The sequence below is a fragment of the Clostridiaceae bacterium HFYG-1003 genome, from assembly GCA_024579835.1.
GTDB lineage: Bacteria > Bacillota > Clostridia > Clostridiales > Clostridiaceae > JG1575.
The window spans coordinates 1,162,103-1,175,985 of the sequence record CP102060.1 but is presented as its reverse complement, the minus strand read 5'-3'; the positions used below and the strand labels follow the sequence as shown (position 1 = coordinate 1,175,985).

Annotated in this window: 15 protein-coding genes; 3 read left to right on the top strand and 12 right to left on the bottom strand. The window is 50.3% G+C overall.

Annotated features, from left to right (window positions below; genetic code table 11):
• Positions 1-37: 37 nt before the first annotated feature.
• The 8 genes from NQU17_05375 to murQ all read right to left on the bottom strand — a co-directional run bounded on the left by NQU17_05375 (position 38) and on the right by murQ (position 6,052).
• Entirely contained in the window at positions 38-241 is a 204-nt protein-coding gene (locus tag NQU17_05375) for a hypothetical protein (protein ID UUM12992.1), read from the bottom strand.
• A gap of 68 nt (positions 242-309) precedes the next feature.
• Positions 310-1,134, bottom strand: coding sequence for a prenyltransferase (locus tag NQU17_05370; protein ID UUM12991.1), 825 nt, complete (start codon positions 1,132-1,134; stop codon positions 310-312).
• A 559-nt stretch (positions 1,135-1,693) separates the two neighbouring features.
• A complete protein-coding gene (locus tag NQU17_05365; protein ID UUM12990.1) occupies positions 1,694-2,359 on the bottom strand; it encodes a hypothetical protein in 666 nt (221 codons plus the stop codon).
• Positions 2,323-2,664 (bottom strand): hypothetical protein, encoded by a 342-nt coding sequence (locus NQU17_05360; GenBank protein UUM12989.1) that lies wholly within the window; start codon positions 2,662-2,664, stop codon positions 2,323-2,325. Before NQU17_05360 ends, NQU17_05365 begins: the two co-directional genes overlap by 37 nt.
• Positions 2,654-3,151, bottom strand: a complete 498-nt coding sequence (locus NQU17_05355) for a hypothetical protein (GenBank protein UUM12988.1) — start codon at positions 3,149-3,151, stop codon at positions 2,654-2,656. The genes NQU17_05360 and NQU17_05355 overlap by 11 nt, the downstream gene beginning before the upstream one ends.
• Positions 3,152-3,228: 77 nt before the next feature.
• Entirely contained in the window at positions 3,229-4,197 is a 969-nt protein-coding gene (locus tag NQU17_05350; protein ID UUM12987.1) for a type II secretion system F family protein, read from the bottom strand.
• Positions 4,194-5,060 carry an ATPase, T2SS/T4P/T4SS family gene (locus tag NQU17_05345; protein UUM12986.1) on the bottom strand — a complete coding sequence of 289 codons (867 nt, stop codon included), beginning with the start codon at positions 5,058-5,060 and terminating at the stop codon, positions 4,194-4,196. The genes NQU17_05350 and NQU17_05345 overlap by 4 nt, the downstream gene beginning before the upstream one ends.
• A 47-nt stretch (positions 5,061-5,107) precedes the next feature.
• Positions 5,108-6,052, bottom strand: a complete 945-nt coding sequence (gene murQ, locus NQU17_05340) for an N-acetylmuramic acid 6-phosphate etherase (GenBank protein UUM12985.1) — start codon at positions 6,050-6,052, stop codon at positions 5,108-5,110.
• Positions 6,053-6,463: 411 nt separating this feature from the next.
• On the opposite strand from murQ, the gene NQU17_05335 reads away from it, so the two are divergent.
• The 3 genes from NQU17_05335 (at position 6,464) to NQU17_05325 (ending at position 9,568) form a co-directional block, all read left to right on the top strand.
• Positions 6,464-8,173: an NFACT family protein gene (locus NQU17_05335; GenBank protein ID UUM12984.1), complete on the top strand. Its 1,710-nt coding sequence runs from the start codon at positions 6,464-6,466 to the stop codon at positions 8,171-8,173.
• A gap of 152 nt (positions 8,174-8,325) precedes the next feature.
• Positions 8,326-9,393: a M20/M25/M40 family metallo-hydrolase gene (locus NQU17_05330; GenBank protein ID UUM12983.1), complete on the top strand. Its 1,068-nt coding sequence runs from the start codon at positions 8,326-8,328 to the stop codon at positions 9,391-9,393.
• Positions 9,386-9,568, top strand: coding sequence for a hypothetical protein (locus NQU17_05325; GenBank protein ID UUM12982.1), 183 nt, complete (start codon positions 9,386-9,388; stop codon positions 9,566-9,568). Before NQU17_05330 ends, NQU17_05325 begins: the two co-directional genes overlap by 8 nt.
• A gap of 250 nt (positions 9,569-9,818) precedes the next feature.
• On the opposite strand, the gene NQU17_05320 is transcribed toward NQU17_05325, so the two are convergent.
• The 4 genes from NQU17_05320 to NQU17_05305 form a co-directional block, all read right to left on the bottom strand.
• Entirely contained in the window at positions 9,819-10,142 is a 324-nt protein-coding gene (locus NQU17_05320; protein ID UUM12981.1) for a protease inhibitor I42 family protein, read from the bottom strand.
• A 59-nt stretch (positions 10,143-10,201) separates the two neighbouring features.
• On the bottom strand, positions 10,202-10,624 hold the full coding sequence (locus NQU17_05315) for a hypothetical protein (GenBank protein ID UUM12980.1): 423 nt from the start codon (positions 10,622-10,624) through the stop codon (positions 10,202-10,204).
• A 16-nt stretch (positions 10,625-10,640) separates the two neighbouring features.
• Complete coding sequence (locus NQU17_05310; GenBank protein UUM12979.1) at positions 10,641-11,753, bottom strand: C1 family peptidase; 1,113 nt, start codon at positions 11,751-11,753, stop codon at positions 10,641-10,643.
• Between the two features lie 874 nt (positions 11,754-12,627).
• Positions 12,628-13,845, bottom strand: coding sequence for a general stress protein (locus tag NQU17_05305; GenBank protein ID UUM12978.1), 1,218 nt, complete (start codon positions 13,843-13,845; stop codon positions 12,628-12,630).
• Positions 13,846-13,883 lie beyond the last annotated feature (38 nt).

Here is a 13,883-nt window from a genome sequence, read left to right as displayed (position 1 = left end):
CCGTAGAATACACTGTGTCATGCACAAATTACCATTCTTAATTATAGCAGGTCATGCAATCTTTGAAAAGCGCAATCGAAAAAGTGTGCTGATGGTTGATGGTTGATGGTTGACGGTAACGCTGGGGAGTATATCCTTCTGTAAAAATCGGCGAGAACTCTTCCATCCGCGTGGTGATTCCGAAAAAATGTACTATCCTGAATTTTCTGCCTATGACCTGGGCCGGCTGCAGCTCGTACATTCACACGGATCCGGCACTGTAGTTCTTGGGGACGCGGCTCAATTCCGGAGTATGATCCATGGTCAATATCACTTCAGACTGTTCAGGATCTCCTGATAGCGTCTGGTACCCGCTTCACTGGGACAACCTTTTCGACAGAAATTAAAATCTTTCAATTTTGGATTGACACGCTCTACGATGATCTGTCCATCGCGGAGTTTTTTTGACAGGCACTGCAGAGCATCCAGGAATCTTGCATCCTGCCGGGCTTTCGGGTAATGCGACAGAACATATACGTAATTGAACAAATTATAGGTCAGGAAGGGATATTCAACCTGCAGAAACAACGAGCCGATTCCGTAATGGCAAGGGCCCAGAGGCAAACGAGTATCCCAGTGATCCAGCAGGAACCCGACGGCTTTGTCCAACCGCGGATCGCTGTCATATTTGGGATTCAGGCGAAAGGCGTCCAAGGCAGCCAGCGTCGGGCCGGGATTCGAAAATTCCGTTTCTGGACCCCGCCCATAACTGAACTTAAGGCAGCGCCAGCCTCCGTCCGTATGCCTGGTATCCAGCAAATAGGTCCAGGTCGAATACAGCCGATGGTCTTCTCCCTGTCCGAGATGGCACAACACATTCAATGCATTGATGGTCTGGCAAGGCAGCATTGCTCCTTTGGGAGCAACCTGAAATCGCCCGTCAGGCCGCAGGGTTTCAAAAACCAAGTCTGTTCCCGTGATAATCGCCGGATCCGAAGGATCCATTCCCAGCTCGGCCAGCAGCAACAGACTGCCCAGCAGTGAAAACGGCGAGCCCTTGCTGATCCGATGGTCCGATGTCGTCCATAGATCCCAGCCCTGATCTTTTCGATGACTCAAAATCCGCTCAGCATCCTGTCGATATTCTTCTTTCATCTGAATCACTCCCATTCTCGGGTATATCAAACCGTGATCCCATTCTTTGTTTTGATCGAGGTTTCTGATCACTATATCAGGTCCCAGAGTTCATAAACATCAGTTCTTAACGGTGCAAATCTGTTTCAGCTGATTTGTTCTATCAGTAATCTGCAAGGCTCTACGTCAAATTTAATGTATCTTTGAGGTAAATAGTAACACTTTATTATAGTGATTATAATATTTTATTTACCTCAAAAGTTAATTTATTATGGGGGGATAATCGCTTCATTGACCCGCTCCCTTCCGCTGTCTTTTAACCCGCTTCACCAATTCAGGAACCGTTAGTTCCCTTATTGCTAATCAGTCTGGATTCAATGTCAAGTGAAAGGACACCTGTCCCTGGGGATTTCTGCAGGCAGTCAGCCAGCGGATCAGAGTCGGTTTTTTCGAGTCGCACATCTGGAATCGATATACCGACTCACCGGAAGAATTGATCAGGCAATGAAGACTGGTCAGGCTGAGACTGTCAACACGGGGCCGGGTTTGAGGGTATTTTTTCATATACGCGAGAAAGGCATCATAGGTTGGGAATCTCGGATCGGTGTTGATCAGGTGTTCGAGCCGCCCGGTCTGTCCCCTGGCTTCCAGATATTGCCGGTCTGCATAGGCGATGCTGGTTCCTGTTCGGAGATCGGCTTCGATCAGACTGAGCACGCCCCAGGCGATGGACAACGACAGGAGCAGAATCAGGATCCCAGCCGTCAGAAATCCTCTGTGTTTTGATGTGATCAAGGCGATAAGTCCTCCGAAATTGATGATCGCCGTAATCGAAGATCACCGTGAGCAGGTTCGCTTCAGCCTCCAGGGAAATGGACTGGACCAGGCTGGACAGGTAATTGGCAGTGATGGTGGTTCCGTTGTAGATGTTGTAGACCAGGCGTCCATTGTGCAGGCAGAAGGTGTATTCTCTGAGGCCAGGCGCCGCCTGAACCGCAGTATCATCGAGAAAACTGAACGTGAATGACGTCCGTCCGATCTCAATCTTCTGAACGTCCTTATAAAGATCGTACTTCAGGCGTTCGCTGACAAAGAGAAAATCCAGAGTGACCTCCTGCTGGCGTTGAATCGAACGAAAGGAAAACCAGACTGTCTGAAACAGTTTCAGGGAGATCCCCAGGAGCAGGCTGCCAAACACCAGATATAGCATCAGTTCCCGAAGGATGAAGCCGCGTTTTCGAGCCATTGTTCCTCCTTCAGGCAGCCATCTTCCAGCCAGCATAAATGGACGGTCTTAATTCCGTCTCTAAGTTCCAGTTGGGCAGTCAGCCGATGGGAGCTCGATTGAAACGGGCGGAATGACTTGCCCTGATCCAGCCGGATCAGATTCTCCTCAAAGGCCAGCTGGGCATTGACTCTTTCCCGATTACGCCTGGCACTGGCCACTGCCAGCTGCAGTCCCCCGGCCAGACTCAGCGAGACGGAAAGGGCAATCACCAGCAGCAGCATACTGGAAGCCGACAGAAACCCGCGATGCCGATTAGTCACCATAGTATTCCTCCCGGAAGGTCGAGGTTCCCACCTGAAACACCAGGTTTGCCAGATGATGCCCGTTTTTCCAGATCCCGAGAGTAAAGCCATCCTGACCTCCCCAGGTTCTGTTCCTGAAGTTTATCGTTGACATAATATCAGTCCGTACCCCCTTTTGAACAAAAACCTGATACGCTGGTCCGCTTAGTTTCCGATAAATGGCAGCACCGCACTTAAAATCCACGCAGCCAGTGCCGTCCACCGTAATAGAATAGCTTCGTCCCGGATCAGTCAGCGCTCGGATTCTCTGATCCAGGATGGCAGATTTCAATCGATGGATAAAGGCTCGATCTGCCACCCGGTCTCCGTAATGAATGCCGGAAAGATGGAGAAGCGTGAAAGATAAAATGACCGTGAGGACTGCCATGGCGATTACCAGTTCAGCCGTCAGAAAGCCTCTGCGGGCAGTTCGATGCAGCTTTTCTGCTTCAAGTTCAGGATCCCTCACTCTTTTGACCGCAGGGCAGACCCTCGCAGATCGTCTTGGTTCAGGCCTCATTTCCACTGATTTTATTTTCACTGGTCTCATTGAATCCTCCCAAATGCGTCCATCAAAGGTCCCATGATGGAAATAACGGTCAGTCCCACAACAAAGCCAATGACGACCATGGACAGTGGTTCCAGCAGTTTGATACGGCTCTCCATGGTCGAATGGATGATTTTTCGGGAACTGGCCAGATACAATGTAAAACCGGCCACCAGATCCCCTCCTTCTTCATGGATTCGGGTGAGGCCGGTCAGTTCCCTGGAAAAACCGCCTCGTGCCAGACTATTTGCCAGAGAGTCCCCCGACAGCAGCGCGCTTCGAATGGGTTCCGTCCGGATCCCGGTCATATCTCCGGCGATCTCCAGCACCTCAAGAATTCCCCGTCCGCCCCGGAGCAGTTTCGTCATGCGATCCACCGCCATGACCTCGTAATAGAGTCCGTAGCGGCGCCCCAGAACCAGTCGGAGCGCTCCGTGCTGTTTTCGGAACAGAAACGCCGCGCCGATGAACAGAATCACGCCGGAGAAAGAAAACAGAAACCGATGGGTCGAGAGAATCACTCTCAGTTTTTCCAGCGTGAAAAGGAATCCTTCCTGAACACCGAGTGAGGACAGTAGCTGAGTCATCATCGGAACCATAAAGAACAATGAAAACATCAGGTAAGCCAGGATCAGAATCAGCATGATCAGAGGATACACCGCAAAGGAGATCAGCTTCTGGCGCAATTCCCGGTTGTTTCGGCGCATTTCGTGAAGTTCCAGAAATGCCTGCGCCATATGTCCGGTTTCTTCGGCCATGCGCATAATCTCAGTATCTCCGGGATCGATGCCGGGAAGAGACATCATGGAATCGGACAAAAGCTGACCTTGCACCAGTTTCTCTTTCAGTCGGGCGGCATCTGCCGCGAAAGGCCGTTCCATAAAATCGAGTGCCGTCAGCAACGGAAAACCGGTGGCGAGCAGTGTTCCGATTTCATAATAAAAACGTTCTGCCTGGTTCTTCTTCATCGCTCGATCACCTCCTGGCCCCGGTGATCATAAACCCTGGCTTCCAGACGTCGTTCTCCGGAGGGAGAGGCAATCAGTTTCTGATGAATGACCAGGGAGAGAACACAATCGACAAACTCCGGCATGGACGTCAGGGAAGCCAGCCTCATTCGAGTCAGGTCATAATCGCCTGAATGCAGGGTGGTGATGACCGGATGCCCGGACAGTGCTGCCCGCAGACAGTGTTCACAAGTGGACTGCCCCCGAATTTCACCAATGGCAATGTAATCGGGATCCTGCCTCAGGGAGGCGAAGATCGCTCGTTCGTAGTCCAGGCCGATGCTTTCGTTCAAGGAAACTTCCAGCGTGCCTGGGATGCTGATTTCCACCGGGTCCTCCACTGAAACTACTTTGTGTCCGGAATCAATCATCTCCGCAATCAGCGCTTTCAGCGTCGTGCTTTTGCCTGATCCGGTCTCTCCGGTGATTACCAGGAGTGAAAATCCACTGCTCAGACGGTGCCGGATCAGTGCCAGCTGTTCCTGATTCAGTCCCAGCTCTTCCAGGGTCAGGCGATGATCGCAGAACAATCTGATGGTTAGGGCTTCTCCATAAATTCCTTTGAGGGTTGAGATTCGCAGCTGCCGGCCATCCTCCTGTTCAATCATGCCATCCTGTGGCAGCCGCTTCTCGCTGATATTCAACCCGGCCCGCAGCTTAAGCCGCTGGAGCAGGATCTGGTACTCCTCCCTGCCCAGGGCTTCGCCGTCGACCAGTCCCTGGGGCAGCCGGTATCGGATGAGAATCCGATCTTTCTGCGGAATAAAGTGGATGTCTGAAACCGGTCGGGTTTCCATCTGGTTCAAAAAAAAGTCAATATCCATGCCATCGCCTCCGCAGACATTATGGATATTGACTCTAATTTTTATACCTACTCAAATAAAGGATGCTGACTGTCTTCCTGGAGATCCTGCCGAAAATTTTCATCGCACATGCAGGCCCGCAGGTCGTTCTCGTGTTCCGCCAGCAGCCTCAATGCCTGGCTCAGACTCAGATTGGACAGCCCCATCAGAATGGCAGCCCGGGGATTTCCACCCGACAGCGTCAGAAGTTCTTCCGCCCGCTGATCGTCCACTTCCAGAGCCAAAGCCACGACCTGATTACGCCGACGCAGCAGCTTCGAATTCGCCGGACGCAGGTCGATCATGAGATTTTCATAGACTTTTCCCAGCTTGATCATGACTCCGGTGGAGATCATGTTCAGAATCATTTTGTTCGCCGTGGCCGATTTGAGCCGGGTCGAACCGGCAATGGCCTCGGGACCGACGGCCGGTGAGATAATCAAATCCGCGATCTGGGCACATTCCGAACTGTGCATGCAGGTCAGCGCAATGGTGGATGCGCCCTGACGCTTGGCATACTCCAGCGAACCTGTGACATACGGCGTTGATCCGGAAGACGTGATACCAACCACCACATCCTGATCATTCACGTTGATATTCTTCAGTTCCTCCACGCCCATGGCCTTGTCATCCTGGGCTCCGCTGACGGACTTTGTCAGCGCTTCCGTTCCACCGGCAATAAACGCATAGATTTTTCCCTCTTCCAGGCCGAAGGCGCTGCTGACTTCAGAGGCATCCAGAACACCAATCCGGCCGGAGGTTCCTGCTCCCAGATAGATCAGCCGACCGCCCAGTTTCATCGCATCGGCGATGAGTTCGACCGCCCGGGCAATCTGTGGAATTTCCGCTTCCACCGCACCGGCGACCAGCTTGTCTTCCTCATTCAGCATGTGGAGCATGTCAACCGTCGAAACCTGATCGATGTGAATGGTTTTTGGATTGCGCTGTTCCGTTACAATATGTTCGTCCATCATGGAGCACACCTCCTTCGCTTACCTGAATTATACTGTTTTCTTATTGGATTTGAAACCTGAAAAGAAAACCGTGACAATATGTTAATATAGTAGAGAGGGCCTGCCGCATACCGCGTCATTGCCGCTCTCCGGGTGTTCAGCCGGACTCAGAAACACTATTTCCGAATCTTTGCTTCAAAAATTGTAATTCAGAATTCATGCTCAGAATTCATGCTACAGAAATAATACTTCAGAAGCTCTCCTTTCCTGGTGCCGCAGCATCAAAATCTGCCGAATGCAGCAGGACGCAGCTTTGATCCACCCACAGCATCTCCCTTGAAAAGAATCAAATCCAGTGACCTTCCCCGGACCGGTGGGTCATCCCGCAAATAATCTGGAAGGAGCGTCGGGCTTGTCCCCCCGACTACTGCCATGGCCTTTGATGGTCTTTACTTACAAGCGATTACGAAAGAACTGAAAGAAAATATATTGAATACCCGAGCCGATAAAGTACACCAGCCCGAAAAGGATGAGATCGTTCTGACCTTCCGGGGGCGAACCGGTACACATCGTCTCCTTCTCACCTCCAGTGCCGATCATGCCCGGGTGCATCTGACCGAGGAAGCCAAACCCAATCCGAAGGAAGCACCTTTATTCACCATGGTTTTGCGAAAATACGTACAGGGGGGGAAACTCGTCCGGATCGAACAGCCTCAGGGCGACCGGATCCTGAATCTGACCTTCGAAGCCACGGATGAGATGGGCTTTTACTCCAACTACATCCTGATCTGCGAAATGATGGGAAGACATTCCAACATCGTTCTTGTCAGGGAACGCGATCAGAAGATTATGGAATGCATCAAGCACGTGGGGGCTGATGTCAACAGCTACCGCCTGCTTCTGCCCGGCGCTTCCTATCAGCTGCCGCCGCCCCAGGATAAGCTGGATCCCACGGATTACCTTGATGCGGCTCTCTCCGAACGGCTCACGGAAGACCTGACGGAAAATGATTTTGCCCGTTTGTTCTCCGGCATCAGCAAAATGACCTCAAAAGTTCTGTATCAGGCCTGTGCCGACCGCATTCAAGCGGGTCAGACGCTGACGGAAGCCATTCGCTCGACGCTGGAATCGGCTCTGAAGGCCGATACATTCTTTGTTTTTCTTCAGAAGGATGTGCCAAGAGATATCAGTCTGCTCCTGCCGGAGGAATCGGCCCTGTCGCAATATGATGAAATTGAGGAATTCTCCTCTCCTTCCCTGGCTTTGGAATTTTTCCTGTCCGAAAAGGATAAATCCAATCGGGTGCGGGACCGCTCTCAGGATATCCTGCGAATCGTCTCCGCCAATTTGGAGCGAGTTCAGCGCAAAATTCAGATCCTGGAAGATGTTCTCACCGAATCTTCAACCAAAGAAGAATTCCGGATCAGGGGCGAACTGATTAAGGCCAATCTGTATCAGCTGAAGGACGGCCAGAATCAGGCCGTAGTGATTGATTATTACAGTGAAGATCAGCCAACGGTTGTGATTGAACTGGATCCCCATAAATCCATTACGGATAACATGCAGCGCTATTTTAATCAGTACAATAAATACAAGCGGAGTGAGGAAAACGCAAGAGAACAGCTGCTCCTGGCTCAGGATGAGCTGAATTACCTGAACTCCGTGGCGGACTCTGTCATGCGCTCCGAGGACCCTTCCGACATTGCGGAGATCCGGCAGGAACTTGTTGTAGCCGGTTATATCCGATTCAAGTCATCGAAGAAAAAGAAGGAATCCCCCAGCAAGCCCATGCGCTTCAAGTCGACGGAAGGCGTCACGATCTATGTCGGCAAGAACAACAATCAAAATGATTATCTGACGACCAAACTGGCAGATCCCAATGATACGTGGCTGCACACCAAGAACTATCCTGGATCCCACGTCATCATCAAAGGAACCGGATTCTCCGATGAAACCCTGCTGGAAGCGGCCAATCTGGCAGCCTGGTATTCCAAGGCACAGACCGGCAGCAAAGTGCCGGTGGACTATACCTTAGTTCGACATGTCAAGAAACCCAGCGGATCAAAACCGGGGATGGTAATTTACTCAACGAATAAAACGGTGTTCATAGATCCGGGAATGCCCCGCCTGGAGCGGTTCTAGCGAACGGTTCAGAAGTTACACGACAAGTTTTCGCATTCTGCAGAAGTTTCAGTGAATTCAATCCCTGTTCAGCCGATCGGCAGTACCATCCATTTTCAGCTATGGGACAGCCCAATACTATATTAAAACAACCAGGAAAGGCAGGTAATAACATGATCGAACGCAGTATGATCCGTGAGATGTGCGACGCTTTCGGACCCCCGGGATTTGAAGGACCCGTCACCGATGTAGTTCGAAGCTACCTCAAGGACTTCAACATCCGTACGGATCACATGCACAACCTCTACATCGCGCATCCGGGAAATCAGGGCAATCGCCCAGTCATTCAGCTGGATGCACATCTGGACGAAGTTGGTTTCATGGTTCAGTCGATCCGGGCAAACGGAACCATCGCCATCGTGCCGATGGGCGGATGGGTCACCAGCAGTGTCCCCTCCCAGCTGTTCCTGATCCAGACCCGGACCGGTGAACGGATTAGAGCAATTATCGCCAGCAAGCCGCCGCATTTCAAGACCGCTTTGGAAAAGCAGAATGATCAGGTCCAGCTGGAAGATCTGGTTCTCGATGTCGGTGCCTGCTCCCGCGAAGACGTGGTTAATCTGATGGGCATCGCCCCGGGAGATCCGGTTGCGCCGCAAGTCGTCTCATCCATCGACCCGTCCACCGGAGTGATCTTCGGCAAAGCCTTTGACAACCGTCTGGGCTGCGTTGCCATCATGGAAATCATGCGGCGCCTGAAGAGTGAACAGTTGCCGGTGGATGTTGTTGCCGCTCTGGCCGCTCAGGAAGAAATCGGCATGCGGGGTGCAACCGTCACCTCCCAGGTGGTAAAACCTGATTTTGCCCTGATCTTTGAAGGCTCCCCGGCGGATGATCTGTATTTTGACGAACATACCCGCCAGTGTGCCCTGAAACAGGGAGTTCAGATCCGGCACTTTGATGCAAGCTATGTCAGTCACCGCGGATTCATCGATTTTGCCCAATCCCTGGCGGACGGCTCCAATATCAGAACGCAGCACGCAGTTCGGCGCGGCGGTTCGACCAATGCCGGCAAAATATCCCTCACTGGGAAAGCGGTCCCCTGCCTGGTGCTTGGCATCCCCTCCCGCTTCATCCATACCCATCACAACTTTGCCGCCCTCGAAGACCTCGAAGCCTGTGTCAGCCTGGCGGTGGAGGTACTCAAAAAATTCGATCCGGAGGTAATATGCAATGGATAATAAAAAAATGAATCCCCTACTGGTGATTTTTCTGGTGATCCTGGGTTTGAACATTTTGGGCTTTCTCTTCAAGGTACTCGTTCAAACTGCCATCGTGGCAATCGTAATTTTGGGAGCCTATCTGCTGTACGAGAAGTTCTTCAAAAAGCCGGGCACTAACTCCGGCGCCGAATAAACCGTTCGTTCGAGATTCGTCCCAGTAAACGAAGAGGCATTAGAGATCCTGTCACACGTTGTACAATCAAATCAGAAATAGTGAGCAGCTGAGCATCCATCAAAGGACCGCTCAGCTGCTCTGTGTTGTTCTACATGTTCCGGACCTGTTCCCCTTGAACGCTGATATTGGATAAAGCTGCCGGTTGTTCTGTCGATCGAAACAGAATACAGCTGGGAACATCAGCAGCCTGGCAACCAAATCACATCATTCATCTCACAATGATTTTCACCGTAAAGCGGTCAATAACCGAACTTTCTCCTTCCCATTCCCGCCAGTTTTTCAGTTGCAGGGTGAATGTACCGGGCTGAGTCGGAATGAACTGCAACTCCCGGAGTCCGGCGACTCCAACGGCTTCTTCAGAACCTTCCGATCGTACGGCCTTGTAGTCATCGCCGATTGGCTGAATTCCCGGCAATGGTTCATAGCTCCAGCGATACCCAGTAGTGGGGTTTTCTTTCAGGCTGATTGTCATGACCTCCCCGCGATCAACTTCAATGGTCGCGGCTGAGTCCCTTTCAAATATGCGAATCATTGGCGTCCCTCCCGCTTTGGGGTTGAAACGGCAGCACGGCGTGCAGCCGTTAAGCCCGACTACCAGACATACATCTCATATATCATACCATCGCTTTCTTCGCGATAGTTTACAGGAGAGCCTTTCACCAAGGCATGACTGGCCAGAATGTTTAGCGCCACAATCGAACTGTCCGAAGTGTTGATCAGTTTTTTCCAGCCAACTCCTTCCACTCCGGCAAAGCAGTTGCGATTTTGATTAATGGACCACAGTCCGTTGATTTTTTTGTTATTCACCCAGACGCTGGCCCCGGCACTTTCTGCGCTGATGAGAGGCGCCGGAACTGCATCGGTTGATATTGCCATCGACGGCAGATTTTCAATACTCATGAATTCGCTCTTAGCCATTGGGGGCGAAAGAAGCGGACTGTCGGCATTCCTGTCGATTTTGTTTTCAGAGCAGCAGCAGCCGGGATCCACGGCAGGCGATTTAAATTCAGTCATGTTAACACCCCTTTCGTTAATATACGTAGATCTGTTTGATTAGGCTGTTTTCTTCATAGAAATTGACGGCGCGGCCGCTGGCTTTCGCTGCTGCCAGCTGGGTCAGCATGTTGACGAAGATGTTGTCATTTTCCGAAGAAACTTTCCGCCAGCCCAGACCGTCAAAGTAAGCAAAGGCGTTGCGATCCTGATTATTGGCCCAAAGACCGATCACCCGCTTATTGCTTTGCCAGCCGGTATTGGCAATACTGTTTACTCCGTAGTTTGACCAGGTGTCAATACCGCATTCACCATAAGCAATATTGAAGAATCCCTTATCTCCCCAAGCGTCACCCCAGCTGTTTTTACAGATCCAGTAACCGGGATTGTCATTGTAGCCAACAATGGTGACGCAGTGTCCGCCCGACTGACTGCCGCTGACGTGCTTGTAGACTCCGCTCTTGTAGCTGAAGAAATCACCGTACACAACAAAACAGGCAATGACCGGTCCGATGGTCGATACCCAGGTTTTGATGTCTGCCGGCTTCCCTTTCAGATCAGTATATCCGGTGATCTTAATGGCTCGGTCTGCCCAGTTGGAGCAAAGGCCGCTGCAGTCCTTATTGCTCATGGTATACGGATAGCAGGCTTCATCGGCGAGACCCTTGGTTTTAATATCCTCCAGCGCTTCATTTGGCATCCAGCCATTCTCACAGTTACGGCCCCGAGCCTTGCCGTGACAGAAGAATAAATGAGCTTCACTCAAGTCGATGGCCAGTCCCGGATCGTTACGCTGCTTGCGCAGGGTGCTTTCCACCGTGGCGACCGTACCAAACGCTACGCATGAACCGCAGCTCAGCTGATTCTTGATCGGTGTAACAAAGTTCTGTCCACCGACATTGCGCAGATCAAAGGCTGCCGGAGCGCCTGCCCAGGTCAGAGCTTCCTCTTTGATCTGAGCCTTCATCTGTGCGGCATACTCAATAATTTCTGAAATAGTCATATCCCCGGGTCCCGGTGAAAAACCAAGGTGCATTTTCTGCTCTTCAGGTGAAAGCAGGGACATGCTTGTCACTCCGGCTTCCCATGGGTTGTCGAGTTTATTGAGCGATTCCTGGATTTGACTCAAATTAATTTTTTCCGGTATCATAACTTTCTCTCCTCCCTTTCCGTATTTGTCCTGGTACTGATAAAGAAAGACTGATTATGCAATTCAACGCACCGCCTCCCTAGTTTCATCATTTCCCAAATTCAGCCACAGCTAGTCTGAAAGTTAAAAAGATCCAGCCACCAAGTTCTCACTGGCGCACAGGATCTTCAGCCTGAACAAATTATTCTCTCAAGCCGGTTACGTCATGTTGCGCTGCAGTTAAATGATCAGCATCTCATCCGTACAGTATCCTGCTCAACAATTAAAAGTATTTAATATACTTAATTCTTTAAATTAAAAATAGTACTGTATTTTTGTCTTGTCAATTATTGAGATGATACAATTAATCGGCAAATTACAAGGCATTTTTACTTATTATAATAATTAAAACCTCGTAAGTCTGCATACAGTCTCAATTTTAAAAGTTATGCTAATAGGAACAGTTTAATTATATAAATTTAAAATTTTATCATTTATTATTATTTGGAGTGGAATTAAATGTGAAGATTTATGAGATTACGCCGAAGAATATATATATAAATTAAACTCATAACAATGTCCAAAGGAAGAAAAACCCGCAATAAGCAAGCCCGTTCAATTACGTCACTCCAAGGATCTGTCGATTGATCAACCTATAATTTTGAAGCAAGGTTATATGGATATTTATCTTATTACATAGATTCATCTTGCTGGTTGAAGTCAATGGGTGAATGACTCAATCGATGATTGTCCCAATGGATAAAGAGCTCAATGGATTAAGAGCACAATGGATAAGCCCTTTAACAACTACTGTTCACAGAATTGCGCAAAATACCAGAAGCCGGTTCTGCAACCGGCTTCTGGATGGTTTTTAATTGTTTTATTCTGTTGGGGGCTAATCGTCGATTCGATTCTTGATCTTGTCAACGATCTTAGCGGCTTCATGTTTGGCGTCAGACACTCGGTCGCCTACCCAATTCTGAGCATCTTCCAGGGGTTCACCGACATTTTCGGCTCTGCGTTGGAGCTTCTCTGCCTGTTTTTCCACCTCATGTTTTGAATCCGTGTAAGAATCCTGCATCTTGTTTTCGAATTCATCTACTGGTTTTGCCGAATCATTGAACCCCAGATCGTTATCCATTCGATCATCAATTTTCTCAGCTGCTTTTCCAACTTCATGTTTGACATCAGAGACCCGATCGCCAACCCAGTTCTGGGCATCTTCCAGTGGTTCACCGGCGTTGTCCAGGCGGCGTTCAACTTTCTCCTTCATTTTGAGTGCTTCATGCTTTGCATCGGTTAAGTGATCTTTCATTGGTTCCTCCTTCAGATTGTCAAATTCACGGCCACTAAATCCGGTCGAAACGGTTGGATCCACTGGATTTACCGCGCCGGCTCCAGCCATCAGGTTTTCATAGGAACGTTCGTCCTCGATTCCCGGGGCATTCATATTCTCATTAAAATTTTTGTGTTCAACCAGATTATCTCTTACCTGAACCGGTTCGTCTTCCGTAACCGGAACCTGCGGTGAAGTTCCCGAATAACTGGCAGGATCTGCCATGATCGGATCGACTTCATCCATCGGGTTCAGATCATAGGAGGTCGGCTGATCTCTCCAGGATCCATGGCCCAGTCTGGTGGAAACGTCCCGGTAGCGATCGTCATCGCTGTCCACCGTAACGATGATATCTCCAGCCTGGAAACGCTCATCGAGGTATCTGGCATCTTCTTCGCTGACACCTGCGTCAATCAGAGCACCTCCGATGACACCAATGGTTCCGCCAACTGTTCCGCCGGCTACAGCGCCTGCCAGAGTAGCCGCGATGGGTCCGGCTGCAAGGATTGGGCCGATTCCCGGTATGGCGAGAAGTCCAAGGCTGGCCAGCAGGCCACCCAGTCCGCCAATGGCTGCGCCTGTTGCGGCACCGCCCTTTAATCCAGTCTCAGTAGCAGTTTCAACGCCTTCAATGCCTTCGATCCGATCTTGATTTCTTGAGATAACGGAGATTTCCTCCGAGGTATAACCCATGTTCAGAAGATCCTCAACTGCCCTCTGAGCATCCTGAGTGGTCTGATAGACTCCGAAAACTTTCTTGTTCATGTTTGTCTCCATATTTGTCCTCCTGATATGTTTTAATCATTTATTTTAGG